This window comes from Halomonas borealis, from assembly GCF_004798905.1.
GTDB classification, from domain to species: domain Bacteria; phylum Pseudomonadota; class Gammaproteobacteria; order Pseudomonadales; family Halomonadaceae; genus Halomonas; species Halomonas borealis.
The window spans coordinates 234,738-261,371 of sequence record NZ_SDMO01000003.1 but is presented as its reverse complement, the minus strand read 5'-3'; the positions used below and the strand labels follow the sequence as shown (position 1 = coordinate 261,371).

Here is a 26,634-nt window from a genome sequence, read left to right as displayed (position 1 = left end):
CATGCCCCCGTTCCCCAAGCATGTCGCCTTCCAGCGCGTCCGTCAGGACCATCAGCGCGAGCTGGTCGAGGACTACGTCGAGGAAATCGCCCACCTTCACGCCCGACACGGCGAGGCCCGCGCCAGCGACCTCGCCGCCTGCTTCGGGGTCAGCGGCGCCGCCGTGTCCAAGGTGATCGCCAGGCTCAAGCGCGACGGCCTGGTGGTCGCCCGCCCCTATCGCGGCATCTTCTTGACGCCGGACGGCGAGACCATGGCCGAGCAGGTCGCCGACCGTCATCGCGTGGTGCTGGAGGCCCTGCGCCGGCTCGGCGTCCCCGAGGATACCGCCCGCGCCGATTCGGAAGGCATCGAGCATCACTGCAGCGAGGAGACGGTGGCCGCCCTGCGGCGCTTCCTCGAGCGCCCCTGAAGGCCGGCCTCACCGCGAGTCGTCTCGCCCACGGGGTCCTATCGCATGGTCGCCCGAGCGAGCCCTGAAACGACGCCGCCCCGCGAAAGCGGGGCGGCGTGGGTGCGTCGGAAGCGATCCGCGTTCAGGATGATTCCACCTTGGGCGGCTCGACCTCGAGCTTCTGGGCGGCGATCACCGCCTGGGTGCGCGAGTGTACGCCGAGCTTGCGCAGGATGGCCGTGACGTGGGCCTTGATGGTGGCCTCGGAGACATTCAGCTCGTAGGCGATCTGCTTGTTGAGCAGCCCTTCGGTGAGCATGTTGAGCACGCGGAACTGCTGGGGCGTCAGTGAGGCGATCGCCTCGGCGAAGCGCGCTTCCTCCTCGTCGGCCTCACCGAGCGCCTCGGCCATCTCCTCGGGCAACCACACCTCGCCGTCGAGGATCTCGCCCACCGCCTCGGCGATCAGCGCAAGCGACGACGACTTGGGAATGAAGCCGGAGGCGCCGTAGTCGATGGCGCGGCGCACCACGCGTAGCTCGTCGCTGCCGGAGACCACCGCCACCGGGATATCCGGCGTCTGGCCGCGCAGCTGAATCAGCCCCGAGAAGCCGTGGGCGCCAGGCATGTGCAGGTCCAACAGGATCAGGTCGGCGTCCGGATGCCGGATGACGACGTCGGTGGTGGCCTCCATGGTATCGGACTCGACGATTTCCGCCTGGGGAGCGACCTGGCGCAGCGCCTGGGTCAGGGCCGCACGGAACAGCGGATGATCATCGGCAACGATGAACTTCTGGGCAAAGGCCATGGATTCTCCTCCGGATCCGGGAGCAGCGGGGGCCGTCCGCCGCCTGCGGGACGCAGTGTTTGTTGTCGGCATGTTACCCCATGGCCGAGGAGATGCCCAAGCAATCGTCGCCACCTTGTCGACAACCTGCCTCGTGCCACGAAGAAGCCGGCCCTAAGGGCCGGCTATCGGGATTGTACGGCGCCCGGAGGCGGGTCGTCATCAACGGATGGCACGATGCTCGATCAGCTCGTCGACCACCGACGGATCCGCCAGGGTGCTGGTGTCACCGAGGCCATCGGTCTCGTTGGCGGCGATCTTGCGCAGGATGCGGCGCATGATCTTGCCCGAGCGGGTCTTGGGCAGGCTGGGCGCCCACTGGATGACGTCCGGCGAGGCGATCGGCCCGATGTCCTTGCGCACCCATTGGGTCAGCTCCTTCTTGAGCGCGTCATCGGGCTCCACATCATCGGCCAGGGTCACGTAGATGTAGATGCCCTGCCCCTTGATATCGTGGGGGAAGCCAACCACGGCGGCCTCGGCCACCGACTCATGGGCCACCAGCGAGGACTCGATCTCGGCGGTCCCCATGCGATGGCCGGAGACGTTGAGCACGTCGTCGACGCGGCCGGTGATCCAGTAGTAACCGTCTTCGTCGCGGCGGCAGCCGTCGCCGGTGAAGTACATGCCCTGGTAGGTGGTGAAGTAGGTCTGCAGGAAGCGCTCATGGTTGTTCCAGATCGAGCGCGCCTGACCCGGCCAGGCGTCGAGGATCACCAGGTTACCCTCGGCGGCGCCTTCGAGGAGGTTGCCCTCGTTGTCGACCAGCGCCGGTTGGATGCCGAAGAACGGCAGGGTCGCCGAGCCCGGCTTGAGGTCGGTGGCACCGGGCAGCGGGGTGATCATGATGCTGCCGGTCTCGGTCTGCCACCAGGTGTCGACGATCGGGCAGCGCTCGTTGCCGATCACCCGATGGAACCACTCCCAGGCCTCGGGGTTGATCGGCTCGCCCACCGAGCCCAGCAACCGCAGGCTGTCGCGTGAGCTCGAGTCCATGACGTCATCGCCATGGGCCATCAGCGCGCGCACCGCGGTGGGCGCGGTATAGAGGATGCTGACTCGGTGCTTGTCGACGATCTCGCCCATGCGGCCGTTGGTTGGATAGTTCGGCACGCCCTCGAACATCAGGGTGGTGGCGCCGTTGGCCAGCGGCCCGTAGACGATGTAGCTGTGGCCGGTGACCCAGCCCACGTCGGCGGTGCACCAGTAGATATCACCGTCGTGGTAGTCGAACACGTAACGATGGGTCAGCGCCGCCTGCAGCAGGTAACCGCCGGTGGTATGCTTGAGACCCTTGGGCGTGCCGGTGGAGCCCGAGGTGTAGAGGATGAACAGCGGATCCTCGGCGCCCATCTCCTCGGCCGGGCAGTCGCTGGACTGCGGATCGACCTGCTCGTGGAACCACAGGTCGCGGCCCTCGTGCCAGTCGATCTCGCCGCCGGTGCGCCGCACCACCAACACCTGCTCACAGACCTCGCTGCCCTCGCGGGTCAGGGCGGCGTCGACGTTGTCCTTGAGCGGCACCTGCTTGCCGCCGCGCACCGATTCGTCGGCGGTGATCACCACCCGGGAACCGGCATCCTGCACGCGCTGGGCCAGGGCATCCGGCGAGAAGCCACCGAACACCACCGAGTGCACCGCGCCGATGCGGGTACAGGCCAGCATCGCCATGGCGGCCTCGGGAATCATCGGCATGTAGAGGGTCACGGTGTCGCCGCGCTTCACCCCCATGTCCTTGAGGGCGTTGGCCAGCTGGCAGGTACGCTCATGCAGCTGGCGGTAGGTCAGGATCTGGGACTCCCCGGGATCGTCGCCCTCCCAGATGATCGCGGCCTGCTCGCCGCGAGTCTCCAGGTGGCGATCCAGGCAGTTGCTGCTGACGTTGAGGCGACCGTCCTCGAACCAGCGGATATCGACATCGTCGGCGCCAAACTCGGTGTGCTTGATCTGGCGCGGCGCCTTGAACCACTCGAGGCTCTCGGCCTGTTCGGCCCAGAAGCCCTGCGGATCGTCCAACGAACGCTGATACATGGCCTGATAGGTGGCCTTGTCGGCCCAGGCCTTGGCGGCGAAATCATCGGGTACCGGATAGACGTGCGGTTGATCACTCATGGAGTTGCCTCTGTCCTCGGGGTAGCCCCTCTAGGTTGACGATGCCGATCGCGGCGACCGGCGCCATTAAGCTGTTTTCAGCATACTCCTCCGTCGAGGCGCCTTCCCCTTAGACATTGGTATGAGCATTTTTCTTTTTGATAACAATATCTTAAAGTTAATCCTCAAGAGTCTTGAGGCCGCGATAGACCAACGGCTGAGCACAGTCTCGACATCGGTAGGCGCGCCCCGCGCGGGCCAACGCATGGCGCCGAGGGGTGAAGGCGTGTTCGCGGCAGCCACAGCGATAGCGATGGGGCGCCGGGCTCGCGCGCCCGGTATCGAAGCGGTGGGTGGTGCTGGGCGTCAGCCCGAACAGGCGTTGCATCACGCTGCGCCACTCGCGGCCATGGGGCTTGGCCCGTGCTCCGTCCTCGAGGTGGTGCACCAGCCAGTGCGCCATCTCGTGGGGCACCACCTCGACCAGGAAGGCATGGCGATTCTCGTCGAAGAGCAGCGGATTGAAGCGCAGCCCGCCGCGCCCGAAGTGCGCCTGGCCGGCGGAGCGACCGCGCAGGTCCAGCCACACGCCGGGGCGTGGAAGCGCCGGATGCACCTCGCGGCACAGCGCCAGGGCGGCCTCGACTCGTGCACGCAGCGCCGCCTGGCCGGCCTCGGCATCGAGGCCGGCCAGCCACTGCGGGTCGGGGTCGGGCAACGCGGGAATGCTCATGGGATGCTAGAATGGCGAACCGTTTTGAGGGCGTAAAGCCCCGCGCGACACCAGCGAGTGAGAGACATGTCAGACGACAAGCCCCAGCCCCTGCCGCTCCTCGACGATGAGGCCCTGGATCGCCTGGACGACTTCCTGGAGTCGGACGACGTCGACGCCGATGCCCTGGACCTGATCGGTGCCCACGGCCTGCTCGTGGCACTGGCGGTATCCCCGAGCGACGTGCCCGCCGCCACCTGGGTAGCCGAGCTCTTCCACGGCGAGCCTGCCTTCGCCGACGATGCCGAACGCGAGGAGATCCTGGGATTACTGGAGCGGCTGCGTGCCACCGCCATCTCGGTACTCGAGGGCGGTGGCCTGCCCGAGCTTCCCTTCGACCTGGAGCTCGGTGGCGTACCGCCCGAGGAGACCCCGATCGGCGACTGGTGCGCCGGCTTCATGGAAGGCGTGTTCCTCGACGAGCCCGCCTGGTTCGCCGAGGATGAGGAGACCGCCGCAACCCTGCTGCTGCCCTTCATGCTGCTCTCGGGGCTGTTCGGCGACGAGCCCGACATGGCCGAGTTGGCCAAGGACGGCCAGCGCCTGGAGAGCCTGACCGCCCAGCTGCCCGAACTGGTGCTGGACCTCTACCTGCACTACCGGGTGCCGCCGGAGACGCCCAAACCCAAGCCACGCCGCAAGCAGCCCGCCGGCCAGAGCAAGGGGAAGCAGAGGCGCAGGAAGTAAACGGGAAGACAGCCCGAGCCCCCGGGCTCCAGGAGGCTTCCGGTTGCCGGGCGCGAAGCGCCGCGCTTCGGGCCTCCGGCGCACGCCCACGACGCGGGCGCGCTGCCACCCCCGAACGCAGCCCGCTCAGCGCAACCGCGTCAGCAGACCGTCCAGGGTGCCGTAGAGCCATTCCTTGAAGCGCTGCCAGCGCGGGCGGCGCGCCCAGGCCCCGCGTCGTATCTCACGGCTGGCGGCGATGTTGCGCCGGAACAGCGCGGCCACCTCCCCGGCCAGCCGCGCGTCCTCGACCTCCTGATTGGCCTCCAGGTTCCACTGCAGGCTCCAGTGATCGAAGTTGCACGACCCCAGGCTGACCCAGTCGTCGGCCAGGGTGAACTTGGCGTGGATGAACGACGGTTGAAACTCGAAGATACGCACGCCGGCCCGCAGCATCCGGCCGTAGAAGCGTTGCCCGGCGTAGCGTACCCCAGGGTGGTCATGATGGCGGCCGGGCAGCAGCAGGCGCACCTCCACGCCGCGGCGCGCGGCGCGCACCAGGCGCCATCGCAGGCTCAGCGTCGGCACGAAATAGGGCGTGCAGATCCAGATCCGCCGCCGGGCGCCGCTCACTCGCCGCTGCAGGGAATGGCGGATCGCCTGATAGCGATAGCCCTGCCCCCAGACCACGCGCCCACGCATGCCATGCTCGCCCGCACGGACCGACCCCTGGCCACCCGGGCCAGGCACCCTCACCGGCAGGGTCGCGCCGCGGCTCATCGGCGACTCCCACAGACGCGAGAACAACCGCACCCAGTCGTCGACCACCGGCCCCTCGATGCGCATCGCCACCTCGTACCAGGCCTCGACAAACTCATCGACCACGCCGAAGCCGCCGGTGAACGCCACCTCACCGTCCACCACCACCAGCTTGCGATGGTCGCGGGTCAGGTTGCGGGCCAGCGAGTGCCAGCCCAGGGGATTGAACCAGCGCAGCGCCACCCCGGCCGCCTCCAGCCGTTCCCGGTCCTCGCTCGCAAGCCCCATGGCGCCATAGCCATCGAGCAGCAGCAACACCGTCACGTCCCGCGAGGCGGCGCGGACCAGCACCTCGATCACCGCATCGGCGAGGCGACCAGACGCCATCAGGTAGAGTTCGATCAGCACCGAACGACGGGCGCCGTCCACGGCCTCGAACATCGCCGGCAGGAAGCGCGAGGCCTCGGGTAGCAACTCGAACCGGTTCCCCTCTCGCCATGTGCCGTGCATGACACCTCCCAGGCCAGGATGACAGGCACTCATTGACGCATGTTTACCGCAACGAGAACAGCCGCGCCGCGCCTCCCCCCGAGCCCGCGCCATGCGTATACTGGCGGCACATGCGACCACACAGGCAACCCAACCGGATGGCCGATATTCCTTGGCGCCCGCTGCGCCGTCTGCTCGCCGCCTGGGCACGCGTCCGGCGTCTCGAGCCGTCCAGCGAGGCGCTGGGCCTCGACCCCGACCTCCCCACCGTCTACGTGCTACCACGGCCGGCGCTCTCCGATCGCCTGCTGCTGGAGCACCTGACCGGCCGCGACGGCCTGCCGCCCGCCGACACGCGCCATGCCCTGGACGGCCATCACGCACCCGCGCTGCTGACCCTGCCCGACCCGCGCCGGCGGCGGCGCGGGTCGGACGCGTTGCGTCGCTTGATCGACACCGGCCAAGACGTGCAGCTGGTCCCGGTAAGCGTGTTCTGGGGGCGCGCCCCGGGCAAGCGCTTCGGCCTCTGGCAACTGCTGGCCGCCGATGACTGGCGGCTGACCGGCCGGCTGCGCCGCCTGCTGGCGGTGCTGGTCAACGGCCGCGACCTGGAGGTTCAGCTGGGTGCCCCGCTGCGACTCTCCGACCTCGCCGATGGCCGCGACCCGGTCGTCATCGAGCGCAAGGCCGCCCGCCTGCTGCGGGTCCACTTCCGCCGCGTGCGCGAACGGGTGCTGGGCCCCGACCTCTCGCACCGACGCACCCTGATCGCCGGCGTGGTGGCGAGCCCCGAGGTCGAGCGCACCATCGACGACCAGGCCGACGGCGACGGCACCCGCCGGCCTCGGCTACGGCGCCGCGCGCATCGCTACGGCCGCGAGATCGCCGCCAACATGAGCTACCCGGTGCTGCGCTTCCTGGATGGCCTGCTCGGCCGGCTGTGGCATCGCCTCTATGACGGCATCGACCTGCGTGGCCTCGAACGCATCAAGGCGCTGGCCGGTCGCCACACCCTGGTCTATGTGCCCTGCCACCGCAGCCACATCGACTACCTGTTGCTCTCCTACGTGCTCTACGAACAGGGGCTGATGCCGCCGCACATCGCCGCCGGACGCAACCTGAACATGCCGCTGGTCGGCCCCCTGCTGCGTCGCGGCGGGGCCTTCTTCCTGCGCCGCAGCTTCCGCGGCCAGCCGCTCTACGCCCGGGTCTTCGACGAGTACCTGCATCGCCTGCTGTCGCGAGGCCACAGCCTGGAATACTTCATCGAGGGCGGCCGCTCGCGCAGCGGCCGACTGCTGTCGCCGCGCCCCGGCATGCTGGCCATGACGCTGAGCTCCTTCCTGCGCGGCCCGACGAGCGGCCGGCCACTGTCATTCGTGCCGGTCTACATCGGCTACGAGCGTATCCTCGAGGAGGCCAGCTATGAACGTGAGATGGCCGGCGGCGCCAAGCGACGGGAGAGCCCGCTGGCGTTGCTGGGCGTGTTGGGCCGACTGCGCGAGCCCTACGGCCGGGTCACGGTGAACGTCGGCGAGCCATTGGCCCTGGACGCCTTCCTCGATGCCCACCAGCCCGACTGGCGCGAGGCCATCGGCGACCCTCGGCCGGCCTGGCGCGACCGAGCGGTGTCGCGGCTGGGTCGAACCCTGGCCCGGCGCATCAACGCCGCCGCCACGCTCAACCCGGTCAACCTGGTCGCCCTGGGCCTGCTGGCCACGCCCTATCGCGCCATCGAGGCGGAGCTTCTCGAACGCCAGCTGGCGCTGCTCGCCGAACTCAGACGCCCGCGACCCGGCGACGAGGGGCGACGCCTGCCCACCGGTACGCCCCGCGACTGGATCGATCATGCCCGCTCCCTGGGTCTGCTCGACTGCCGTCCCCAACCGCTGGGCGATCTGGTGACCGCCGACGAGCGCCAGACCGCTCGGCTCGGTTGGTATCGCAACAATGTGCTGCACCTCTACGCCCTGACCGGCCTGGTCGCCTTCGCCTTCCGCCATCACGCTCACCATCGCCAGGAGTCCCTGGAACGCTTGCTGGCGCCGGGCTGGCCGATACTGGTCCACGAGTTCTCCATCGCCCCGCCGGCCTCGTTCGGCGAGGCGATGGGCGCCACCCTCGATCAGCTGGTTCAGGCCGGGCTGCTAGTCGAAGAGTCACACGGCTGGCGTCGCGCCGAGGGGCTGGCCGAGGCCGAACAGCTGAGGATGCTGGGGCGCTTGATGCGACCTTCGCTGGAACGTGGCTACCTGCTGGTCGCCGCGCTGCTCGGCGAGGCATCGGGGCATTTCGGCCGCGAGGGCCTGGCGGGACACGCGCGCCAGCTCGCCGAGCGGCTGGCACGCCTCACCGGCCGCGCCGCGCCGGAGTTCTTCGATGCCCGGCTGTTCGATGGCCTGGTGGAAAGCCTCGAGCAGGAGGGCTGGCTGTCGATTCGTGACGCACGCCTGCATTACGACCGCGGCCTGCGCGAGGCGGCGCGACGCAGCCGCACGCTCTTCGACCCGGCGCTGCGCCACCGGCTGGAAAGGATCGCCGCCCGTCGCGACGACGTCACCGAGGAGCATTAGGCGAGGCTCGCCAAGTCGTTCAATGAGCGGTGCACGTAGAGGTCATAGCGACTGGTCTTTCCCTCCAGGGCATGACGCGGCGGCGGGCCGTCGATGGGCGGTGCCTTGCGTGGACGCTTGACCACCACCCGGTGGGTCGCCACCTCCAGGGCCGCCTCCAGCAGCCGCGGGGCATCGGCATCATCGCCGGCGAGCTCGCGAAACACCCGCATCTCCTTCTTGACCAGCGCGGACTTCTCGCGATGGGGAAACATCGGGTCCAGATGCACCACCTGCGGCGCGACGCCGCCCTCCGCCACCAGGGTGGCAAGATCACGGCCCGCATCGCCGGGCGCCAGACGCAGTCGCGCGGCGATCTCGGCGGTCTCCGCGTCCGCCCGGGCCCGGGCCAGGCCGTCGTCGAGCAGCGCCGCGATGGCCGCGACCCGCTCGATCATCAGCACCTCGGCGCCGAGCGTGGCCAGCACGAAGGCATCACGGCCGAGCCCGGCGGTGGCATCCACGATGCTGGGCGTCACGCCCTTACCGAGCCCGCAGGCCTTGGCAATCAGCTGGCCACGGCCGCCACCGAACCGCCGCCGGTGGGCCGCACGGCCGGCGACGAAATCCACCCCCAGCGGCTTGCCATAGACGCCGGGATCGCCGGCCAGCATCAGCCGCCCGTGCTCGCGGCGCAGCGTCAACGGGGCCGCCTCGCCCGCCGGCGAGGCGCGCTCGGGCAACCCCCAGCGCGCGGCCAGGGCGACATCGTCCGCCACGGCTACCACGCTCATCGGTGTTTCTTCCAGGCGACCCGATCGCGCAGGTAGACCGGCTGAACCTCGGCGGCGGGCCGCCCCTCGCCGGCGGCGAAGGCCTCGGCGGCGAGCCGCACCATCTCCTCGGCCGCGGCCTCCTGGTCGGGCAGACACAGGCGGAGCCCCGCCTGTACCTCGGCCGGCATGGCATCCCACAGCGACCATCCCGAGCCGACGCCGACCCAGTCATGATCGGCCTCGGCATCGGGCAGGCTCAGCCGTTCGGGCGGCAACACCGCCTCCTCGGTGAGGCACTCGAGCCGCTCCTCATGGCACCGCCAGGCGGCGGCATAGATCTCGCCCATGCGGGCATCCAGGGCGGTGACCAGGTAACGATAGTGGTGACGACGGTGGGCACCCAGGGCCAGCGCCTCCAGGGTCGAGACCCCGATCAGCGGCCGATCGAGGCCGAAGGCCAGGCCCTGGGCGGCACCGGCGGCGATGCGCAGGCCGGTGAAGGAGCCCGGGCCGCGGCCATAGGCCACCGCGTCCAGCTCGGCCGGGGCGATGCCGGCCTCGGCCAGCACCTCATCGACCATCGGCAGCAGCCGGCGGGTATGGGCACGGGGAGTGAGTTCAAAACGGGACAGCAGCTCGTCGGTGGCACCCTCGCGACGCCGCAGCAGGGCGGCGGAGCAGGCGCTCGAGGAGGCATCCAGGGCCAGCAGGGTCGGCATGGGTCTCTAACGATCGGCAAAGTGTGGGAGCATTATACGACAACGGCCCGCGCAATGCGGGCCGTGGTCTTGCGATCAGCAACTCGCCCTGACGCGGGAGCGGGGCGCCGGGGACAGGTCGTAGAGGGGGTTTTGGCCAGGGGTGGCCAAAGTAGCGCCCAGGGAAGGGGTGACAGCGCCCCTCCCAGACCTGTCGCCGGATCAGCCCCGCGTCCTCAACCACCAGACGCGAGCGCCATCTTGGCCGAGAGGCTCAGCTCTCGAGGGCGGCGCTCACCTGGTTGGTGATGTCATCGACGCTGCCCACGCCGGCCACCTTGTGGTAGGCCGGCGCGTCCACGGGCTCCTGCTGGGCCCACTGCTGGTAGTAGTCGACCAGCGGCGCCGTCTGCTCATGGTAGACGGACAGTCGATTGCGCACCGTGGACTCGCTGTCATCGTCGCGCTGGATCAGCGCCTCGCCGGTGACATCGTCCTTGCCCATTTCCTTCGGCGGGTTGTGCTCGACGTGGTAGACGCGCCCGGACGCCGGGTGTACACGGCGGCCGGCCAGGCGACTGACGATCTCCTCGTCGGGCACGGCGATCTCGAGCACATGGTCGAGCTTCACGCCGGCTTCCTTCATGGCATCGGCCTGAGGAATGGTGCGCGGGAAGCCGTCGAACAGGAAGCCGTTGGCGCAGTCGGGCTGGGCGATACGCTCCTTGACCAGGGCGATGATGATGTCGTCGGACACCAGGCCACCGGTGGTCATGATCTCCTGGACCTTGAGGCCCAGCTCGCTACCTTCCTTGACGGCGGCACGCAGCATGTCCCCGGTCGAGATCTGCGGAATGCCGTAACGCTCGCAGATGAACTGGGCCTGGGTACCCTTACCGGCACCCGGGGCGCCCAAGAGGATCACACGCATCGAACTGCTCCTTGAAAGTGAGGCGAATTCAGAAAAAGTGGAGAAAATGAAGAATAGCGAACCATACCGGGGCGACCGGCGTCACACAAGCGACACACCGCTGCCACGCCCCGCCAGGCGCCGGAAAAGCCCGCGCGCTCAAGGGGCTGGCCAGTCTTGCACTTTGGTATCCCCGGGCCGTGAACGACCGACGGCGCCTCACGGCGCCGTCGGTCGTGGCCCATCCTGCTTCGCTCAGAGCAGCAGGCGACGAATATCCGTCAGTACCTGGCCGAGGAAGGCGGTGAAGCGGGCCGCATCGGCGCCATTGACCGCCCGGTGGTCGTAGGAGAGCGACAGCGGCATGGTCAGTCGCGGCTGGAAGGTCGCGCCGTCCCACACCGGCTTCATCGATGCCTTGGAGACGCCGAGGATGGCGACTTCCGGGGCGTTGACGATCGGCGTGAAGGCGGTACCGCCGATCGAGCCCAGGCTGGAGATGGTGAAACAGCCACCGGTCATCTCCTCACGCTTGAGCTTCTTCGACTGGGCCTTGCCGGCCAGTTCGATGGTCTCCTTGGCCAGCTCGATCAGTGACTTCTGGTCGGCATTGCGGATCACCGGGACCATCAGGCCATCCGGGGTATCCACGGCGATGCCGATGTGCACGTACTTCTTGTGCACCACGGTCTCGCCATCGCTCTTCAGGCTGACGTTGAACTGCGGGAACTTCTGCAGCGCGAAGGCGCAGGCCTTGACCAGGAACGGCAGCGGCGTGAGCTTGGCGCCCTGGGCCTCGGCCTCGGCCTTCATCGACTTGCGGAAGGCTTCCAGCTCGGTGATGTCGGCCTCGTCGAACTGGGTGACGTGAGGCACGTTGACCCAGCTGCGATGCAGGTTGGTGGCGCCCATCTTCATCAGGCGACCCATGGCCTTCTCTTCGACTTCACCGAACTGGCTGAAGTCCTGATCCGGGATCGGCGGAATGCCGGCGCCTTCCTGACCCGAGGCCGACGCAGCCTTGGACGGGTTCGCCATCACCTGCTTGACGTAGGCATGGACGTCGTCCTTGAGCACGCGATCCTTGGGGCCGCTGGGTTTGACCAGGCCGAGGTCGACGCCGAGCTCGCGAGCCAGCATGCGCACCGCCGGCCCGGCATGCACCAGCTTACCATCGCGGGGCTGATGGGCGGCCATCTGCGCCTCGGGGCTGGGGCCGCCGCTCGAGGCCGTGTCGGCAGACGACGACTGCTTGGCCGGCGCCTCAGGCTCGGCCGCCTGCTTCTTCGCAGGGGCGGCCTCAGGCGCCGGCGCTTCGCCGGCGGTCTCGATATAGCCGATCAGGTCGCCCTCGGAGAGGGTATCGCCTTCCTTCACCTTGAGCTCGACCAGCTTGCCCTTGAACGGGCTCGGCACATCCATGGAGGCCTTGTCGGACTCCAGGGTGACCAGCGGCTCTTCCTCGTCCACGTCGCTGCCCGCGGTCACGCCGATCTCGATGATCGGCACGTCGCTGGCACCGCCCAGGTCCGGCACCCGGACCTCGCGGCGTTGCGGCTCGCCACCGGCCTGAGCGGTGGGCTCAGGCTCGGCGGCCGGGGCCGCTTCTTCGGCGGGCTCGGAGGCGCTGGCCTCGGCCGGCGCTTCTTCGCCGCCGGCGATCTGCATGCTGCCGATCACATCGCCCTCGGAGACGGTGTCGCCTTCCTTGACGGTCAGGTTAATGATCTTGCCGTCATGCGGGCTCGGCACGTCCATGGAGGCCTTGTCGGACTCCAGGGTGATCAGGGCGTCCTCGGCGGCCACCTCGTCACCCGCGGAGACCGCGACCTCGATGATCTCGACGTCACTGCCACCGCCCAGGTCGGGGACCGTGATGTCCACACTCTGGCTGCCACCGGAGGACTTGGCGGCCGGCTCCGGCTTGTCCGGGGCCTGCTGCTCGGGCTCGGCCGGCGCGTTTTCGGCTTCGGGCTGGGGCTCGGACTCGGCATCGCCGCCACCCTCGATCTCCAGCTCGACGAGCTGGTCACCCTCGGAGACGCTATCGCCTTCCTTGACCAGCACCTTGACGACCTTGCCGCCCTTGGGGCTCGGCACGTCCATGGAGGCCTTGTCGGATTCCAGGGTGATCAGGGTGTCCTCGGGCTCGATGACGTCGCCTTCCGATACCGCGATCTCGATGATTTCCACATCGGTATCGCCACCGATGTCGGGCACTTTGATGATTTCGCTACTCAAGGTCGCGCTCCTTCAAACTCTTGACGGGGGCGGGCCCACAGGCCCGCCATGCCACCGATCGATCGACGCCTTACACCTCGAGCGGGTTGGGCTTCTTGGGGTCGATGCCATACTTCTCGATGGCCTCGCCGACGATCTTGCGATCGATCTCTCCGCGATCGGCCAGCGCCTTGAGCGCGGCAACGGTGACGAAGTAGCGATTGACCTCGAAGAAGTGACGCAGCTTCTCGCGGGTGTCGGAGCGGCCATAGCCGTCGGTCCCCAGCACATGATAGTCGGTCGGCACCCAGGCACGGACCTGGTCGGCGAACAGCTTCATGTAGTCGGTGGACACGATGGCCGGGCCCTGACGACCCTCCAGGCAGGCCGTGACGTGCGGTTTGCCCGGTTCCTCGGTCGGGTTGAGGAAGCCCTGACGATCGATCTCCAGGGCCTCGCGGCGCAGCTCGTTGAAGCTGGTGACGCTCCAGATATCGGCGCCCACGCCCCACTCCTCGCTGAGCATCCCGGCGGCGGCCTCGACCTCACGCAGGATGGTGCCACAGCCCATCAACTGCACGCGGGCCTTGTCGCCTTCGGTCTCGCGCAGCAGGTACATGCCCTTGATGATGTCATCGGCGGGCACTTCCTCGAGGGCCGGCTGCTCGTAGTTCTCGTTCATCACCGTCAGGTAATAGAAGCAGTTCTCCTTGTCGGCGAACATGCGCTTCAGGCCATCCTGAACGATCACCGCAACCTCATGAGCATAGGTCGGGTCGTAGCTGCGGCAGTTGGGGATCATCGACGCCTGCAGGTGGCTGTGACCATCCTGGTGCTGCAGACCCTCGCCATTCAGGGTGGTGCGCCCGGCAGTGCCACCGACCAGGAAGCCGCGGGCCTGCATGTCGCCGGCGGCCCAGGCCAGGTCACCGATGCGCTGGAAGCCGAACATCGAATAGTAGACGTAGAACGGCAGCAGCGGCAGCCCGTGGTTGCTGTAGGAGGTCGCCGCGGCGATCCACGAGGACATCGCACCGGCCTCGGTGATGCCTTCCTCGAGCACCTGGCCGGCCTTGTCCTCGCGGTAGAACATCAGCTGGCCCTTGTCCATGGGCTCGTACTTCTGGCCCTCGGAGGTATAGATGCCGAGCTGACGGAACATGCCTTCCATGCCGAAGGTCCGCGCCTCGTCGGGCACGATCGGCACCACCTGCTTGCCGAAGCCCTTGTGCTTGACCAGGCCGGTGAGGATACGCACGAAGGCCATGGTCGTGGAGACTTCGCGGCCCTTGGAACCGCCGGTCTGGGAGGCGAAGATCTTGTCGTCGAGGCCCGGGATGTCCAGCGCCTCAAAGTCGGCACGACGCGCCGGCAAGTAGCCGCCCAGGCGTTCGCGCTGCAGATGCATGTACTTCATCTCCGGCGAATCGTCGGCCGGCTTGTAGTACGGCATCTCGTTCTCGATGGCCTCGTCGGTCACCGGAATGCCGAAGCGATCGCGGAAGTTCTTCAACACTTCCGGGTCATCGATCGACTTGATCTGGTGCGCCTCGTTGTCGGCCTCACCGCCGGCGGCCCCCAGGCCATAACCCTTGACGGTGTGGGCCAGGATCACGGTAGGACGACCGTTGGAGTTGTGGAAGGCCTCATGGTAGGCCGCATAGACCTTGAACGGATCGTGGCCACCGCGGTTGAGCTTCCAGATGTCCTCGTCGGACATGTCCTTGACCATCTCGGCGGTCTCGGGGTACTTGCCGAAGAAGTTCTCCCGAGTATAGGCGCCGCCGTTGGACTTGCAGTTCTGGTATTCGCCGTCGACGGTTTCGTCCATGAGCTTCTGCAGGACACCCTTGCTGTCCTTCGCGAACAACGAGTCCCAGTGCCGACCCCAGACCACCTTGATGACGTTCCAGCCGGCACCGCGGAACACGCCTTCGAGCTCGTCCATGATCCGCGAGTTGCCGCGCACCGGGCCGTCGAGGCGCTGCAGGTTGCAGTTGATGACGAAGTTGAGGTTATCGAGCTTCTCGCGGCTGGCCAGGTGGATGGCGCCCAGCGTTTCCGGCTCGTCGCACTCGCCGTCACCGAGGAAGGCCCAGACCTTGCGATCGTGCATGGGCTTCAGGCCACGCTGATCCAGGTACTTCATGACATGGGCCTGATAGATCGACATGATCGGGCCCAGGCCCATGGACACGGTGGGCAGCTGCCAGTATTCCGGCATCAGCCAGGGGTGCGGATAGGAGGACAGGCCATCGCCATCGACTTCCTGACGGAACTTGTCCATCTGCTCCTCGGTGAGACGCCCCTCGAGGAAGGAACGGGCATAGATGCCCGGAGAGCTGTGCCCCTGGATGAACACCAGGTCACCCTCGAAGTCGCCGTTGGAGGCGCGGAAGAAGTGGTTGAAGCCCACGTCATAGAGAGTCGCCGAGGACATGAAGCTGGCCAGGTGGCCGCCGATCCCCTTGTTGGCCTTGTTGGCCCGGGTCACCATGGCCGCCATGTTCCAGCGAACCAGCGAGCGGATGCGACGTTCCATGAACAGGTCGCCCGGCATGGGTGACTCGCGATGCACCGGAATGGTGTTGCGGTGCGGGGTCGTGACCGAGAATGGCGCCTGCATGCCATCCCGACGGTAGCGATCCGCCAGGCGGGTCATGAGGAACCGGGCACGTTCTTCGCCCTCGTGATCCAGGACCGATTCCAGGGAATCCAACCATTCCGTGGTTTCGATCGGATCGAGATCTTCTCTTGACTCAAGACTCATTAGACGTCTCTCCGAATGACGTTGGGGGCAACCGCCCCGCAGCAAGGGGTGTGGCGCTTGAGTGGCAGTCATGGAGGGATCACCTCCATGCCGGGGTTCCAAGGTTGTAGTCGTTTTACACGTCAGCGCGACAGAAATTCGTGGGTGCGCTGACGATACCGCAAACGCTGTCGGCTGCCAATTGAAGCAGACATGGAAGGCCTTTTCAAAATATTGCAACCCCTCAACGCTTCCCGTTTCCTGCTTAATTGGCAAAGATCGACGGCGATGCCCGCCATCTTTCGACCCTTCGCGGCACGTTCCGCCATCGAGCCATCCGTGACGAAAAAAAGTTTTATTACGAAACCATCCCCTCGGCGGCGAGACATTGACGAAAATAGGCCCAGTCGAAGGCCGGCCCGGGGTCGGTCTTGCGTAACGGGGCGACACGGGCATGACTGGTGATGCGCTCGGGGGTCAGCGCCGGATAGCGACCCAGCAACGCCGCCGTCGCCTGCGCCAGCACACGGTACTGAGCCGCCGTATAGGGCGAGACCTCGTCACCCTCGAGCTCGATGCCTATCGAGAAGTCGTTGAGCCCATCGCGCTCGACCTCGCCGTCCCGCCAGCGGGAGCGCCCGGCATGCCAGGCGCGCGCCTGAAAGGGCACGAACTGCACGCATTCGCCATCGCGGCGGATCAACAGGTGTGCCGAGACCCGAAGCCCCGCTATCTCGGCGAAGCTCGGATGCCCTGCCGGGTCCAGACGATTGGTGAACAATCGCTCGATGGCCTCGCCGCCGAACTCCCCCGGCGGCAAGCTGATGGAATGCAGCACCAGCAGCGAGACCTCGTCGTGCGGCCGTGTATTATGATTGGGCGACGGCGCCCGGCGAGCCCCGGACAGCCAGCCCTCGTGAATCAGCATCTTTCCCCCTGACGTCGTTGCTGACCTTTCCCCTATAATGAAGAGCCCAGCTTCCCAGCATAGAGACCCATCACCATGCATTATCAGGATGCCCTCGCCGAAGAGATCCGTGAAGCCGCCGCCCGGTTGCTGGCCGAAGATGTCGGCCCCGGTGATATCACCGCCGAGTTGATCCCCGAGAAGGAGTGGGCGCGGGCCCGGGTGATCACCCGCGAGGCGACGGTGTTGTGTGGCGTGGCTTGGGTCGACGAGCTGTTCCGCCGCCTCGATTCTCGAGTCGTACTACGCTGGCAGGCGGCCGACGGCGACCGTCTCGAGCCCGGCGCAGCATTGCTCGAGCTCGAGGGCCCGGCGCGCACCCTGCTCACCGGCGAGCGGGCGGCGCTGAACCTGCTGCAGACGCTGTCGGCCACCGCCACTCGCACCCGGTACTATGCGGACCTGCTGGCCGACAGCGGCGTGCGCATCCTGGATACCCGCAAGACCCTGCCCGGCATGCGCCTGGCCCAGAAGTATGCCGTGACCTGCGGCGGCGGACTCAACCATCGCATCGGCCTCTATGACGCCTTCCTGATCAAGGAGAATCATATCGCCGCCTGCGGAGGGATCGAGGCGGCGGTGCGCGAGGCTCGCGATATCGCCAAGGAGCTGCCGGTGGAGGTCGAGGTGGAGACCTTCGAGGAGCTCGGCCAGGCGCTGGACGCCGGGGCCGACATCATCATGCTCGACAACTTCTCGCTCGACGACATGCGCGAGGCGGTGCGCCGCAACGACGGTCGCGCCCTCCTCGAGGCCTCCGGCAACGTCGACGAGACGACCCTTTCGGCCATCGCCGAGACCGGCGTCGACCGCATCTCCAGCGGCGCCCTGACCAAGGACATCAAGGCGATCGACCTGTCGATGCGCTTCCTCGAGCAGGGCGCCTGAGGCACTCAGGCGGCTAGCGTCTTCTCCAGGTGGCGACGCGCCAGCCGCTCGCCGCCGCGCTCGACGCACTCCTCGCGGATCCGCCGCCAGCCACGGCGCTCCAGGCCGTCGGCCATCACCAGGCTGGCATCGATGCTCAGGCGCTCCCCGCCCTGCTCGCGCAGCAGCCGCTCGGCATGCCCCAGCAGGGTGCTGCCGATGCCACGACGCGCCAGCGACGGCCAGACATAAAGCGCCTCAACGTGGCCGCCGGCCACATCCAGCTCCAGGAAAGCCACGCAGCGACCATCGCAGGTCGCCACCAAGGTGGTATAGAGCGCCTGGCGCGCCACCCAGGCGCTGGCCTCGCGGGGCAGCACCGCCACCCAGGCCTCCCGGGCGGCCAACGTGTAATGGCCTACCGCGCCCTGCATGACGGCATGGTGAAAGACCTCGGCCTGATCGCCGCCATCCTGGGCGCGGGCCTCGCGATAGAGGATGCGCGGCGCATCGGTCGTGGGCGCGGGCGAACCCTCGCGCGTGGGATCGAGATGATCCATGAAGGGCATCCTGCGACAATTAAGACGCCTAGAGCCTACCGAAGCGATAGCGCCGCGCCAATGCCTCCGGGCATGATGGCGGGCCAGCCCTTCGAGCAGCGTCACGGCGACCACCGGAAGAGCCCATGAACGAGATCCCCGCAAGCTTCAACCTGGCGTCCATCGGGCGCATCGAGAGCGACTACCCCGACAAGTTCGGCATTCCTCGCCAGCCGGGGCTCGCCGATGCCGCCCGGGCCCGGCTGGTGCTGACTCCGCCCTACGACGACCCCCTGGCGGTGCGTGGCCTCGACGCCTTCAGCCACCTGTGGCTGACCTTCGTCTTCCACCTGAGCCCCGCACGCTGGACGCCGCTGGTGCGTCCGCCGCGCCTCGGCGGCAACGCCCGGGTCGGCGTGTTCGCCAGCCGCAGCACCCACCGCCCCAATCGCCTGGGGCTGTCGCTGGTCGAGCTCGAAGGCATCGACACCCAGGGCGGCGTATGCCTCAACCTGCGCGGCGCCGACCTGGTCGATGGCACCCCGGTGCTCGACATCAAGCCCTACCTACCCTGGGCGGAGGCCCGCCCCGAGGCCAGCGCCGGCTTCGCTCCCGAGCCTCCCGACGCCCTGCCCGTGCGCCTCGCTCCGCCGGCCGAGGCGGCGCTGGCCGCGCGCCCCGACGGCGAGTCGCTGCGCGCGCTGATCCAACAGGTGCTGGCCCAGGACCCGCGCCCCGCCTATCGCAAGGGGGCCGGGGAGCGCGTCTATGGCGTGCGACTACGCGACCTGGACGTGCGCTTCCGCGCACTGGCCGATGGCGCGGGCGAGACGCGGCTGGAAGTCGTCGAGATCGTGGCGGTGTAAACAGCAGACACAAACGACGACGACCTCCGAGGAGGGCGCCGTCATATGCTGGGGACATCAGATCGAATGAAGGCCCCACAGAGCCAGAAGATGTGCTGATTCATGTTGCGAGCGACGAGAGGCCGGCCGCCGCCGGAGCACAGCCACCGGAATGTAGCCTGCTACATGAGGATGGCGAGCACCGCCGGCGGTCAGGAGCGCTAGCCCCGTGCCCGACGGGCCAACGCACTTCCCACCTCCCTATGGGTCGTCGAGCGCCGCAATGAATCGGTGTGTCCTCACGAGAAGTCGACGCCGATCCGCTTGCCTACCTCCTCGTAGGCCTCGATCACCCCGCCCAGACCCTGGCGGAAACGGTCCTTATCGAGCTTCTCGCGGGTCTCGGCGTCCCACAGCCGGCAACCGTCCGGAGAGAACTCGTCACCCAGCACGATCTGGCCCTTGAACACGCCGAACTCGAGCTTGTAGTCGACCAACAACAGGCCGCCATCGGCGAACAGCTTCTTGAGCACCTCGTTGACCCGGAAGGTCAGCGCCTTCATCTCGGCCAGCTGCTCAGGCGTCGCCCAACCGAAGGTCTCGGCCAGCGACTCGTTGATCATCGGGTCATGCTGGGCATCGTTCTTGAGGAACAGCTCGAAGGTCGGCGGATCGAGCTCGCCGCCCTCCTCCACGCCGAGGCGCTTGACCAGGCTGCCGGCGGCGATGTTACGCACCACACACTCGACCGGTAGCATTTCCATGTTCTTGACCACGCACTCGTCGTCGGAACGCAGACCCTCGAAGTGGGTCGGGATACCCGCTGCGTCGAGCCGGCCCATGATGAAGGCGTTGAAGCGGTTGTTGACCATGCCCTTGCGCTCAAGCGACTCCATGCGCTCGCCATCGAAGGCGCTGGTATCGTCGCGGAAGTGCAGGATCAGGCGATCCGGATCGTCGGTGGTGAAGACCGACTTGGCCTTGCCGGCGTAGAGTTCGTGACGCTTTTCCATGGGAGCCTCCATAGGCAACAACAGTCGGTTGGAATTCTCGAATCTCAGGTGATCGCCTGCCAGTCCAGCCCCTGATCCTGGGCCGCCACCGTCAGGCGGGAATCATCGCCATCGAGCAGCGGCACCAGCGCCTCCAGGGCCAGCTCGGGGCGGTTGTTGTGTTCGGAAAGGTGCGAACAGACGATACGCTGCAGACCATCCAGCCCCAGCCGTTTCAGCAGCCAGGCCGACTGGCCATTGGCCAGATGCCCCCACTGGCCGCCGACCCGACGCTTGAGGCTCGGCGGATAGGGCCCGACCTCGAGCAGGTGGACGTCATGATTGCACTCCAGCACCAAGGCATCGCAGCCGCGGAAGGCTTCGACGACATGCGCGCTGGGATGCCCCAGGTCGGTGAGCAGGCCGAGCCGACGACCGCCGGCCGCCAGCCGGAACTGCACCGGCTCCCGCGCATCGTGGGGCACCGTGATCGGGTCGATCTCGATGCTCTTGATGGCGAAACGCGCCTGGGGCGTGATCCAGTGCCGATGCGGCACCTCCCCCAGCTTGCCAGCAAGCCAGGTGCCGGGCGTGAGGTAGACCGGCACCTTGTGGCGGCGCGCCAGCGGGCCGACCCCGCGAAGATGATCGCCGTGCTCATGGGTGACCAGCACGGCATCGAGCTGGCGGGGATGGAGGTCGAAGCGAGCCAGGCGACGCTCGGTCTCCTTGAGGGCGAAGCCGCAGTCGATCAGCAGGCGCGTCTCGCCATCGCTGACCAGGGTGGCATTGCCCTTGCTGCCGCTGCCGAGCGAGGCGAAGTACAACCGCCCCGCCGGCACCTCCCGCTTCGCGGTCGCGGTCATCAGCCCAACAGGCCCGCCAGCCGCTCGAGCAGCTCACGTCGATCCTCGGCGGACAGCGTGCGATCATCGGCGGACTCGGCCCGCAGCACGCTGCGCTCCGGACCATCGGTCTCGAGCGACAGGCGGATACGCTGGGGGTCCGCCCCGCCGAAGCTGGTCAGGGACTCCCACACGCCCTGACTGCGCGCGCTGAGCGTCAGGTAATCGACCAGGAAGGTGCCGGCCTCGGCATCCTGTTCGATCAGCTCGCGGCGCTCTTCGGCCACGAAGTCCGCCTCGAGCTGGTAGCTCAACTCGGCCCAGGTGCGATCCGCGGCATAGGGCAGCGCCAGACGCCATTCGCCGCCGGACTGGGTCAGCAACGGGCGAGGTTGATCCTCGGGGCGCTGAACCGCCAGTGAGGAGGCGCTGGCCGTGGCATCGCGGGCCTCGAAACGACGCTGCAGGGCCTGCAGGCAACCCTGCGGGGATGTGCCGCCCTGCTCGCAGCGCAGCTCGCTGGCTCCTTGCTGAAGCCCGGAGCGGATGCTGAAGCGCGCCTGGTCGGTGACCAGCAGGCCACGATTGGCGTCGCGTTCGACGACCGTCAGGCCTCGCTCGGCCACGAAGTCCTCGAGCTCCGACCAAACGACGCTGGGCGCGGCGCCGATCACCAGCCAGCGTTGGCCGGCGGCCTCGCGCTGGGTCACGCCGCCGGCCTCCACGACGCTACCGGCCCCCAGGGCCCGCGGCGGCGGAACGCGGAAGTCCTCGCCCTGGGAGACGAACGTCCCCTGCGACTCGGGGACCGGCATGGCATCGCCATAACGACGGGTATTGCGGCCGTCGGGCAGCACCAAAGGCGCGCTCGATTCGGCCTCGACATAGTCGGTGGCACGATCATCGTAGTAGCCATCACGGGCACAGCCGGCCAGGGCCAGCGCCGCCACCAGCGGCATCCATTTCAGCGCAGAGCTCATGCGTCCACCTTGCTCAAGTTATCCAGGTCGCGGCGTCGCACACCGCTCAATCGTCGGTCACACCGGCCAGCTGAAGGGCTTCGCTGACGGTGGAATGATACTTATCGGAGAGCCAGGTCAACGGCAGGCGAATGCCCGCCTCGGCCAGGCCCATGCGGTTGAGCCCCCACTTCACGGGAATGGGGTTGGCCTCGATGCCGAGATTGGTGTGCAGCGGCATCAGGCGGGTATTGATCTGGTGGGCCTTCTCGGCATCGCCGGCCACCGCGGCGGCGCACAGCTCATGCATGGCGCGGGGCGCCACGTTGGCGGTCACCGAGATGTCGCCATGCCCCCCCATCAGCATGAAGTCACAGGCGGTGCCATCATCGCCGGAATAGAGCTTGAAGTCGCTGCCCTCGAGGCGAGCGATCAGGTCTTCGGCACGCTCGAGGTTACCGGTGGCATCCTTGAGGCCGATGATGTTGTCCACCTCGGCCAGGCGCATCACGGTCTCGTTATAGAGATCCGAGCAGGTGCGACCCGGCACGTTGTAGAGAATCACCGGCAGGTTGCTGCCCTCGGCCACGGCCTTGAAGTGCTGGTAGAGGCCTTCCTGGGTCGGCTTGTTGTAGTAAGGGCACACGGACAGGCAGTAATCCGCCCCGACCTCGCTGGCATAGCGCGCCAACTCGACCGCCTCGGAGGTGGCGTTGGCGCCGGTACCGGCGATGACCGGCAGGCGGCCGTCGACCTCATCCACCACCGTGCGAATCACATCGAAGTGCTCGGCGAACGACATGGTCGTCGGCTCGCCGGTGGTGCCGGCCGCGACGATGGCATCGGTACCGTTATCCAGATGGAAGCGCACCAGGGCCCGCAGGGCTTCCCAGTCGATATCGCCATTGACCTTCATTGGTGTCGCCAGCGCGACGATGCTACCCGTGATCATCCTCGTCTTATCCTCTCGCTACCTGCCGGCGACCGCTGGGCTCGGCCACCATGAAAACCCCGCCCTCGCCCGTGGGGTCAATGCCAGGAGTCAAATGGTACTCAGCGCTCGAGAGCCTGTACAGCGGCGACTTTACAGTCGCCCGCGGGTTGCGTGTAATCGTGACGTTCATTCCCCGATTGGAGCCTCATTCATGAGCGTCAGCCTCGGCCACCCCGTGCCCGACTTCACCGCTACCGCTACCGGCGACACCTCCCTGAGCCTCTCGGCCATGCGCGGCCGCCAGGTGGTAATCTACTTCTACCCCAAGGCCAGCACCCCGGGCTGCACCACCGAAGGCGGCGACTTCCGCGACCACAAGGCGGCCTTCGACGCCGCCAACACCGAGATCATCGGCGTCTCCCGGGACGGCATCCGCGCCCAGGAGAACTTCAAGGCCAAGCAGGGCTTCAACTTCACCCTGCTCTCCGACAAGGACGAGGCGGTGTGCCGGCTGTTCGACGTCATCAAGCTCAAGAAGCTCTACGGCAAGGAACACCTAGGGATAGAACGCAGCACCTTCCTGATCGATGCCGAGGGCAAGCTGGCTCGGGAATGGCGCAAGGTGAAGGTCAAGGGCCACGTGGACGAGGTCCTCGAGGCCGCCCAGGCGTTGCACGCCGGCGACTAAGCATCGGGAACGAGCGCCGGCCGACAAGGGCCGGCGCCACGCCATTCCTCAGGCCTCGTCGACACCGCCCGAGGCCTGATGGGCGGCCTCTTCCTGGCGATGCTGCTGGATACCGCGCGGCCAGGCATAGACCAGCGCCTTGAGCAGGGTCGCCAGCGGAATGGCGAAGAAGATGCCCCAGAAGCCCCACACGCCACCGAAGAACAGCACCGCCAGGATGATCGACACCGGATGCAGGTTGACCGCCTCGGAAAACAGCACCGGCACCAGCACGTTGCCATCCAGCGCCTGAATCACGCCGTAGGCGATCAACACATAGAGGAACTGATCCCCGAGGCCGAAGTGGAAACCGGCCACCGCCGCCACCGGTACCGTCGCCACCGCGGCACCGATGTAGGGCACCAGCACCGAGAGCCCCACCAGCACGCCGAGCAGCGCCGAATAGGGTAGCCCGAAGAAGGCGAAGGTGAAGAAGGCCACGCTGCCGACGATCACGATCTCGGTGGCCTTGCCGCGCACGTAGTTGGCGATCTGGGCGTCCATCTCCTGCCACACCCGAGTCATCAACCCACGCCGACGCGGCAGCAGCGACACGATGAAACCGACCAGCCGATCACGGTCCTTGAGCATGAAGAACACCAGGATCGGCACCAGCACCAGGTATACGATCAACCCGACGATGTTGCCTAGCGAGGCCAGCGATAGCGACAGCGCGCGCTGCCCGAGCTGGGTCACCTCGCTGCCGGCCATGCCCACCCAACCCTGGATCTGAGCCGGGGTCACCAGGTCGGGATAACGGGCCTGAAGATCGACGAGTAACTGCTGGCCGCTGGCGAACATCCGCGGCGTCTCCTGAACCAGGTTGACCAGCTGGGTCCAGATCAGCGGCAGCAGGACCAGCGCCATGGCCAGCACCACCCCGATGAAGGCCAGGTAGACCAGCATCACCGCCAGGAAATGTGGCACCCGGCGCCGGGTCAAGGCATTCACCCCGCCCTGCAGCAGGAAGGCGATGACCAGGGCGGTGAGGAAGGGCGCGAGCATCTGGCCCAGCCAGATCACCACCGCGAAGCCCACCACCAACACCACCAGCAGGATCACCGCCTCCTCGTCGGAGAGATAGTGATCGACCCAGCCGCGCAATAGCGAACGCAGCGTCATGGCGACGCCTCCCCGCCCTTGCGGATCCAGTAGTGATAGACCTCGCCCCGCACCTCGCGGGCCGGCATCGCATGGGCGCTCTGGGCGACGAAGGTCTCGAGGTCACGCCAGGAGCCGGCATCGGTGGCCATCACTTCCAGCACCTGGTCGGGCGCGAGGCGCGACAGCGCCTGCTTGGCCTTGAGCAGAGGCAACGGACAGGAAAGCCCTCGCGCATCGAGGACGTCGTCGGGTTGCACAGCCATGTAGTCTCCCGAGAGAATGCCTGAAGCCGGTGCGATCATCGTCGCGCGCGGCATGAATGCCTGCGATTTAAAGGCACTTTCTCCGCTGAATCAATGTCGGAAGAGGCGCCCTGCGCGCCCGACGAAGAGGATGCCATGCTGCGTCGCCCCTTGCCCCGCCTGTCCGCCATCGCCCTGAGCCTGGCACTGAGCGCCCCGACCCTCGGCCAGGAGCTGTCACTCGAGCTACCGGATCAGGCCACGACCCCGCCGACCTTCGATGAAACGCCGAGCTTCGAGCTGCCGAGCCTGACCCACCGTGACAACCAGGCGATCAGCGGCGAGGAGATGCAGCTGGGGCGCGCCTGGCTGCGCCAATTCCGCGCCCATGCCCCGCTGTGGCAGGATCCGCTCGCCGAACACTACCTGGCCTCGCTGGTGGCCCGCCTGCTGCCCTACAGCCAGGTCGGCGGCATCGATCCGGTCGTGACCTTGGTGGCCAGCGAGCGGCTCAACGCCTTCGCCGTGCCCGGTGGGGTGATCGGCGTCAATGCCGGCCTATTCGCCTTCGCCAAGGGCGAGGCGCCCCTCGCCTCGGTGCTCGCCCACGAACTCGGCCACCTGTCGCAGAACCACTACGCGCGTGGCCAGCAGCGCGCCGAGCAGACTCGCCTGCCGGCCATGGCCGCCATGCTCGCCGGTATGCTGCTCGCCGCCGGAGGCGGCGGCGACGCCGGGATCGCCGCCGCCATGGGCTCCCAGGCCGCCCTCATCCAGGACCAGCTGGCCTACTCGCGACGCTTCGAACGCGAGGCCGATCGTCTGGGCCTGCAGACGCTGGCCAACGCCGGCTATGATCCCCAGTCCATGGTCGAGATGTTCCGCACCATGCAACACATGGCGGCGCTACAAGGGGGCAACCCACCGGAGTTCCTGCTCACCCATCCGGTGACCGAATCGCGCATCAGCGACGCCCAGGCGCGAGTCGCGCAACTACCGGTCGGCACCCACCACATTGATACGACCGAGTATCAGATGGTCCGCGCCCGGGCGCTGCTGGCCATCCACGATCAGGCCCCTCAGCAGGCGCTGACCCGCCTGCAACGCGACGGCGCCCCACAGGCGGCGCAGCGTTACGCCACGGCCCTGATCGATGCCCAGCAAGGCCGTACCGACGCCGCGCTGTCCGCCCTGGACACGCTGGCCACGCGGCTCCCCGACCTGGCCCTGCTGCCGGCCAGCGCCGCCGAGGTGGCCCTGGACGCCGGACGAGTCGACGACGCCATCGCCCGCAGCCGCCGCCAGCTGCGGCTGATGCCCGGCTACGCGCCGGCCGAGCAATTGCTGGGCGAAGCCCTGCTGCAGCGCGACCCCGGCGAGGCCTATCGGGTGCTGCGCGAGCTCGCCGCTCGGCAGCCCGAGAACCCCCAGGTCTTCACGCTGCTGGCCGAGGCCGCCGGGCGCAGCGGCCATCGCGCCTGGGGGCATCTCGCACGGGCCGAGCAGCTACAGCTGACCGGCCGCATCGACCGCGGCATCGAACAACTCGACGTGGCCAAGGAGGTCGCCGAGGACAGCGGCGACGCCAACGCCCTGGCACGGATCGAGCAGCGTCGCGAGGCCTTCGTCGACTATCGGGAGACGATGGAGGAGTTTCGATAGCGCCGAGCCGAGCAGAAGGTCAGCTGCT

At 67.6% G+C, this 26,634-nt stretch carries 24 protein-coding genes; 7 read left to right on the top strand and 17 right to left on the bottom strand.

Annotation, left to right across the window (positions count from 1 at the left end; genetic code table 11):
* Position 1: 1 nt before the first annotated feature.
* Positions 2–412, top strand: a complete 411-nt coding sequence (gene mntR, locus ETC07_RS05420; protein ID WP_136247485.1) for a manganese-binding transcriptional regulator MntR — start codon at positions 2–4, stop codon at positions 410–412.
* Positions 413–536: 124 nt separating this feature from the next.
* Here the strand turns inward: mntR and ETC07_RS05415 are convergent, their stop codons facing one another.
* The 3 genes from ETC07_RS05415 to ETC07_RS05405 all read right to left on the bottom strand — a co-directional run bounded on the left by ETC07_RS05415 (position 537) and on the right by ETC07_RS05405 (position 4,065).
* Positions 537–1,202 carry a LuxR C-terminal-related transcriptional regulator gene (locus ETC07_RS05415; protein ID WP_136247484.1) on the bottom strand — a complete coding sequence of 222 codons (666 nt, stop codon included), beginning with the start codon at positions 1,200–1,202 and terminating at the stop codon, positions 537–539.
* A 201-nt stretch (positions 1,203–1,403) separates the two neighbouring features.
* A complete protein-coding gene (acs, locus tag ETC07_RS05410; RefSeq protein ID WP_136247483.1) occupies positions 1,404–3,353 on the bottom strand; it encodes an acetate--CoA ligase in 1,950 nt (649 codons plus the stop codon).
* 157 nt (positions 3,354–3,510) lie between these two features.
* Positions 3,511–4,065 carry a SprT family zinc-dependent metalloprotease gene (locus tag ETC07_RS05405; RefSeq protein WP_136247482.1) on the bottom strand — a complete coding sequence of 185 codons (555 nt, stop codon included), beginning with the start codon at positions 4,063–4,065 and terminating at the stop codon, positions 3,511–3,513.
* 66 nt (positions 4,066–4,131) lie between these two features.
* Here ETC07_RS05405 and ETC07_RS05400 point away from each other — a divergent pair, with 66 nt between their 5' ends.
* Complete coding sequence (locus ETC07_RS05400) at positions 4,132–4,791, top strand: YecA/YgfB family protein (RefSeq protein ID WP_136247481.1); 660 nt, start codon at positions 4,132–4,134, stop codon at positions 4,789–4,791.
* 126 nt (positions 4,792–4,917) lie between these two features.
* Here ETC07_RS05400 and ETC07_RS05395 read toward each other — a convergent pair whose 3' ends face one another.
* Positions 4,918–6,039: a phospholipase D-like domain-containing protein gene (locus tag ETC07_RS05395; protein ID WP_136247480.1), complete on the bottom strand. Its 1,122-nt coding sequence runs from the start codon at positions 6,037–6,039 to the stop codon at positions 4,918–4,920.
* Between the two features lie 137 nt (positions 6,040–6,176).
* On the opposite strand from ETC07_RS05395, the gene plsB reads away from it, so the two are divergent.
* Positions 6,177–8,591, top strand: coding sequence for a glycerol-3-phosphate 1-O-acyltransferase PlsB (gene plsB / locus ETC07_RS05390; protein WP_136247479.1), 2,415 nt, complete (start codon positions 6,177–6,179; stop codon positions 8,589–8,591).
* Here the strand turns inward: plsB and ETC07_RS05385 are convergent.
* The 6 genes from ETC07_RS05385 to ampD all read right to left on the bottom strand — a co-directional run bounded on the left by ETC07_RS05385 (position 8,588) and on the right by ampD (position 16,851).
* Positions 8,588–9,364 carry a class I SAM-dependent methyltransferase gene (locus tag ETC07_RS05385; protein ID WP_136247478.1) on the bottom strand — a complete coding sequence of 259 codons (777 nt, stop codon included), beginning with the start codon at positions 9,362–9,364 and terminating at the stop codon, positions 8,588–8,590. The genes plsB and ETC07_RS05385 overlap by 4 nt on opposite strands.
* The gene (gene tsaB / locus ETC07_RS05380; protein ID WP_136247477.1) at positions 9,361–10,065 is read right to left on the bottom strand and encodes a tRNA (adenosine(37)-N6)-threonylcarbamoyltransferase complex dimerization subunit type 1 TsaB; all 705 of its coding nucleotides are present in this window, start codon (positions 10,063–10,065) and stop codon (positions 9,361–9,363) included. Before tsaB ends, ETC07_RS05385 begins: the two co-directional genes overlap by 4 nt.
* Positions 10,066–10,318: 253 nt before the next feature.
* Positions 10,319–10,975, bottom strand: a complete 657-nt coding sequence (gene adk, locus ETC07_RS05375; RefSeq protein WP_136247476.1) for an adenylate kinase — start codon at positions 10,973–10,975, stop codon at positions 10,319–10,321.
* Positions 10,976–11,209: 234 nt separating this feature from the next.
* Positions 11,210–13,195, bottom strand: coding sequence for a pyruvate dehydrogenase complex dihydrolipoyllysine-residue acetyltransferase (gene aceF, locus ETC07_RS05370; protein ID WP_136247475.1), 1,986 nt, complete (start codon positions 13,193–13,195; stop codon positions 11,210–11,212).
* A 70-nt stretch (positions 13,196–13,265) separates the two neighbouring features.
* On the bottom strand, positions 13,266–15,944 hold the full coding sequence (aceE, locus tag ETC07_RS05365; protein WP_136247474.1) for a pyruvate dehydrogenase (acetyl-transferring), homodimeric type: 2,679 nt from the start codon (positions 15,942–15,944) through the stop codon (positions 13,266–13,268).
* 337 nt (positions 15,945–16,281) lie between these two features.
* Positions 16,282–16,851 carry a 1,6-anhydro-N-acetylmuramyl-L-alanine amidase AmpD gene (gene ampD / locus ETC07_RS05360; RefSeq protein ID WP_136247473.1) on the bottom strand — a complete coding sequence of 190 codons (570 nt, stop codon included), beginning with the start codon at positions 16,849–16,851 and terminating at the stop codon, positions 16,282–16,284.
* A gap of 75 nt (positions 16,852–16,926) precedes the next feature.
* On the opposite strand from ampD, the gene nadC reads away from it, so the two are divergent.
* The gene (nadC, locus tag ETC07_RS05355; RefSeq protein WP_136247472.1) at positions 16,927–17,778 is read left to right on the top strand and encodes a carboxylating nicotinate-nucleotide diphosphorylase; all 852 of its coding nucleotides are present in this window, start codon (positions 16,927–16,929) and stop codon (positions 17,776–17,778) included.
* Between the two features lie 5 nt (positions 17,779–17,783).
* Here nadC and ETC07_RS05350 read toward each other — a convergent pair whose 3' ends face one another.
* Positions 17,784–18,317: a GNAT family N-acetyltransferase gene (locus ETC07_RS05350; protein ID WP_136247471.1), complete on the bottom strand. Its 534-nt coding sequence runs from the start codon at positions 18,315–18,317 to the stop codon at positions 17,784–17,786.
* 125 nt (positions 18,318–18,442) lie between these two features.
* On the opposite strand from ETC07_RS05350, the gene tsaA reads away from it, so the two are divergent.
* The gene (gene tsaA / locus ETC07_RS05345; protein WP_136247470.1) at positions 18,443–19,162 is read left to right on the top strand and encodes a tRNA (N6-threonylcarbamoyladenosine(37)-N6)-methyltransferase TrmO; all 720 of its coding nucleotides are present in this window, start codon (positions 18,443–18,445) and stop codon (positions 19,160–19,162) included.
* Positions 19,163–19,440: 278 nt separating this feature from the next.
* Here tsaA and purC read toward each other — a convergent pair whose 3' ends face one another.
* The 4 genes from purC to dapA are packed head-to-tail and all read right to left on the bottom strand — an operon-like array spanning position 19,441 to position 22,889.
* Positions 19,441–20,154 (bottom strand): phosphoribosylaminoimidazolesuccinocarboxamide synthase, encoded by a 714-nt coding sequence (purC, locus tag ETC07_RS05340; RefSeq protein WP_136247469.1) that lies wholly within the window; start codon positions 20,152–20,154, stop codon positions 19,441–19,443.
* Between the two features lie 44 nt (positions 20,155–20,198).
* Positions 20,199–20,999 carry an MBL fold metallo-hydrolase gene (locus ETC07_RS05335; protein ID WP_136247468.1) on the bottom strand — a complete coding sequence of 267 codons (801 nt, stop codon included), beginning with the start codon at positions 20,997–20,999 and terminating at the stop codon, positions 20,199–20,201.
* The gene (locus ETC07_RS05330; RefSeq protein ID WP_240724564.1) at positions 20,999–21,958 is read right to left on the bottom strand and encodes an outer membrane protein assembly factor BamC; all 960 of its coding nucleotides are present in this window, start codon (positions 21,956–21,958) and stop codon (positions 20,999–21,001) included. Before ETC07_RS05330 ends, ETC07_RS05335 begins: the two co-directional genes overlap by 1 nt.
* A 46-nt stretch (positions 21,959–22,004) precedes the next feature.
* Complete coding sequence (gene dapA, locus ETC07_RS05325; protein WP_136247467.1) at positions 22,005–22,889, bottom strand: 4-hydroxy-tetrahydrodipicolinate synthase; 885 nt, start codon at positions 22,887–22,889, stop codon at positions 22,005–22,007.
* A gap of 193 nt (positions 22,890–23,082) precedes the next feature.
* On the opposite strand from dapA, the gene ETC07_RS05320 reads away from it, so the two are divergent.
* A complete protein-coding gene (locus ETC07_RS05320; protein ID WP_136247466.1) occupies positions 23,083–23,559 on the top strand; it encodes a peroxiredoxin in 477 nt (158 codons plus the stop codon).
* A 48-nt stretch (positions 23,560–23,607) separates the two neighbouring features.
* On the opposite strand, the gene ETC07_RS05315 is transcribed toward ETC07_RS05320, so the two are convergent.
* Together ETC07_RS05315 and ETC07_RS05310 are read right to left on the bottom strand one after the other, a co-directional pair.
* Positions 23,608–24,720, bottom strand: coding sequence for an AI-2E family transporter (locus ETC07_RS05315; RefSeq protein ID WP_136247465.1), 1,113 nt, complete (start codon positions 24,718–24,720; stop codon positions 23,608–23,610).
* Positions 24,717–24,965, bottom strand: a complete 249-nt coding sequence (locus tag ETC07_RS05310) for a sulfurtransferase TusA family protein (protein WP_136247464.1) — start codon at positions 24,963–24,965, stop codon at positions 24,717–24,719. Before ETC07_RS05310 ends, ETC07_RS05315 begins: the two co-directional genes overlap by 4 nt.
* A 135-nt stretch (positions 24,966–25,100) precedes the next feature.
* Here ETC07_RS05310 and ETC07_RS05305 point away from each other — a divergent pair, with 135 nt between their 5' ends.
* Positions 25,101–26,606 (top strand): M48 family metalloprotease, encoded by a 1,506-nt coding sequence (locus tag ETC07_RS05305; protein ID WP_136247463.1) that lies wholly within the window; start codon positions 25,101–25,103, stop codon positions 26,604–26,606.
* Positions 26,607–26,634 lie beyond the last annotated feature (28 nt).

Bases quoted from the DNA above. Each gene is read 5' to 3' on its own strand.
- ETC07_RS05335 (WP_136247468.1), bottom strand. From the start codon at position 20,999: ATGACCGCGACCGCGAAGCGGGAGGTGCCGGCGGGGCGGTTGTACTTC.
- nadC (WP_136247472.1), top strand. From the start codon at position 16,927: ATGCATTATCAGGATGCCCTCGCCGAAGAGATCCGTGAAGCCGCCGCC.
- tsaA (WP_136247470.1), top strand. From the start codon at position 18,443: ATGAACGAGATCCCCGCAAGCTTCAACCTGGCGTCCATCGGGCGCATC.
- dapA (WP_136247467.1), bottom strand. From the start codon at position 22,889: ATGATCACGGGTAGCATCGTCGCGCTGGCGACACCAATGAAGGTCAAT.
- ETC07_RS05395 (WP_136247480.1), bottom strand. From the start codon at position 6,039: ATGCACGGCACATGGCGAGAGGGGAACCGGTTCGAGTTGCTACCCGAG.
- plsB (WP_136247479.1), top strand. From the start codon at position 6,177: ATGGCCGATATTCCTTGGCGCCCGCTGCGCCGTCTGCTCGCCGCCTGG.
- ETC07_RS05415 (WP_136247484.1), bottom strand. From the start codon at position 1,202: ATGGCCTTTGCCCAGAAGTTCATCGTTGCCGATGATCATCCGCTGTTC.
- adk (WP_136247476.1), bottom strand. From the start codon at position 10,975: ATGCGTGTGATCCTCTTGGGCGCCCCGGGTGCCGGTAAGGGTACCCAG.
- aceE (WP_136247474.1), bottom strand. From the start codon at position 15,944: ATGAGTCTTGAGTCAAGAGAAGATCTCGATCCGATCGAAACCACGGAA.
- acs (WP_136247483.1), bottom strand. From the start codon at position 3,353: ATGAGTGATCAACCGCACGTCTATCCGGTACCCGATGATTTCGCCGCC.
- tsaB (WP_136247477.1), bottom strand. From the start codon at position 10,065: ATGCCGACCCTGCTGGCCCTGGATGCCTCCTCGAGCGCCTGCTCCGCC.
- ETC07_RS05315 (WP_136247465.1), bottom strand. From the start codon at position 24,720: ATGACGCTGCGTTCGCTATTGCGCGGCTGGGTCGATCACTATCTCTCC.
- ETC07_RS05385 (WP_136247478.1), bottom strand. From the start codon at position 9,364: ATGAGCGTGGTAGCCGTGGCGGACGATGTCGCCCTGGCCGCGCGCTGG.
- mntR (WP_136247485.1), top strand. From the start codon at position 2: ATGCCCCCGTTCCCCAAGCATGTCGCCTTCCAGCGCGTCCGTCAGGAC.
- ETC07_RS05400 (WP_136247481.1), top strand. From the start codon at position 4,132: ATGTCAGACGACAAGCCCCAGCCCCTGCCGCTCCTCGACGATGAGGCC.
- purC (WP_136247469.1), bottom strand. From the start codon at position 20,154: ATGGAAAAGCGTCACGAACTCTACGCCGGCAAGGCCAAGTCGGTCTTC.
- ETC07_RS05305 (WP_136247463.1), top strand. From the start codon at position 25,101: ATGCTGCGTCGCCCCTTGCCCCGCCTGTCCGCCATCGCCCTGAGCCTG.
- ETC07_RS05310 (WP_136247464.1), bottom strand. From the start codon at position 24,965: ATGGCTGTGCAACCCGACGACGTCCTCGATGCGCGAGGGCTTTCCTGT.
- ampD (WP_136247473.1), bottom strand. From the start codon at position 16,851: ATGCTGATTCACGAGGGCTGGCTGTCCGGGGCTCGCCGGGCGCCGTCG.
- ETC07_RS05405 (WP_136247482.1), bottom strand. From the start codon at position 4,065: ATGAGCATTCCCGCGTTGCCCGACCCCGACCCGCAGTGGCTGGCCGGC.
- ETC07_RS05320 (WP_136247466.1), top strand. From the start codon at position 23,083: ATGAGCGTCAGCCTCGGCCACCCCGTGCCCGACTTCACCGCTACCGCT.
- ETC07_RS05330 (WP_240724564.1), bottom strand. From the start codon at position 21,958: ATGAGCTCTGCGCTGAAATGGATGCCGCTGGTGGCGGCGCTGGCCCTG.
- ETC07_RS05350 (WP_136247471.1), bottom strand. From the start codon at position 18,317: ATGGATCATCTCGATCCCACGCGCGAGGGTTCGCCCGCGCCCACGACC.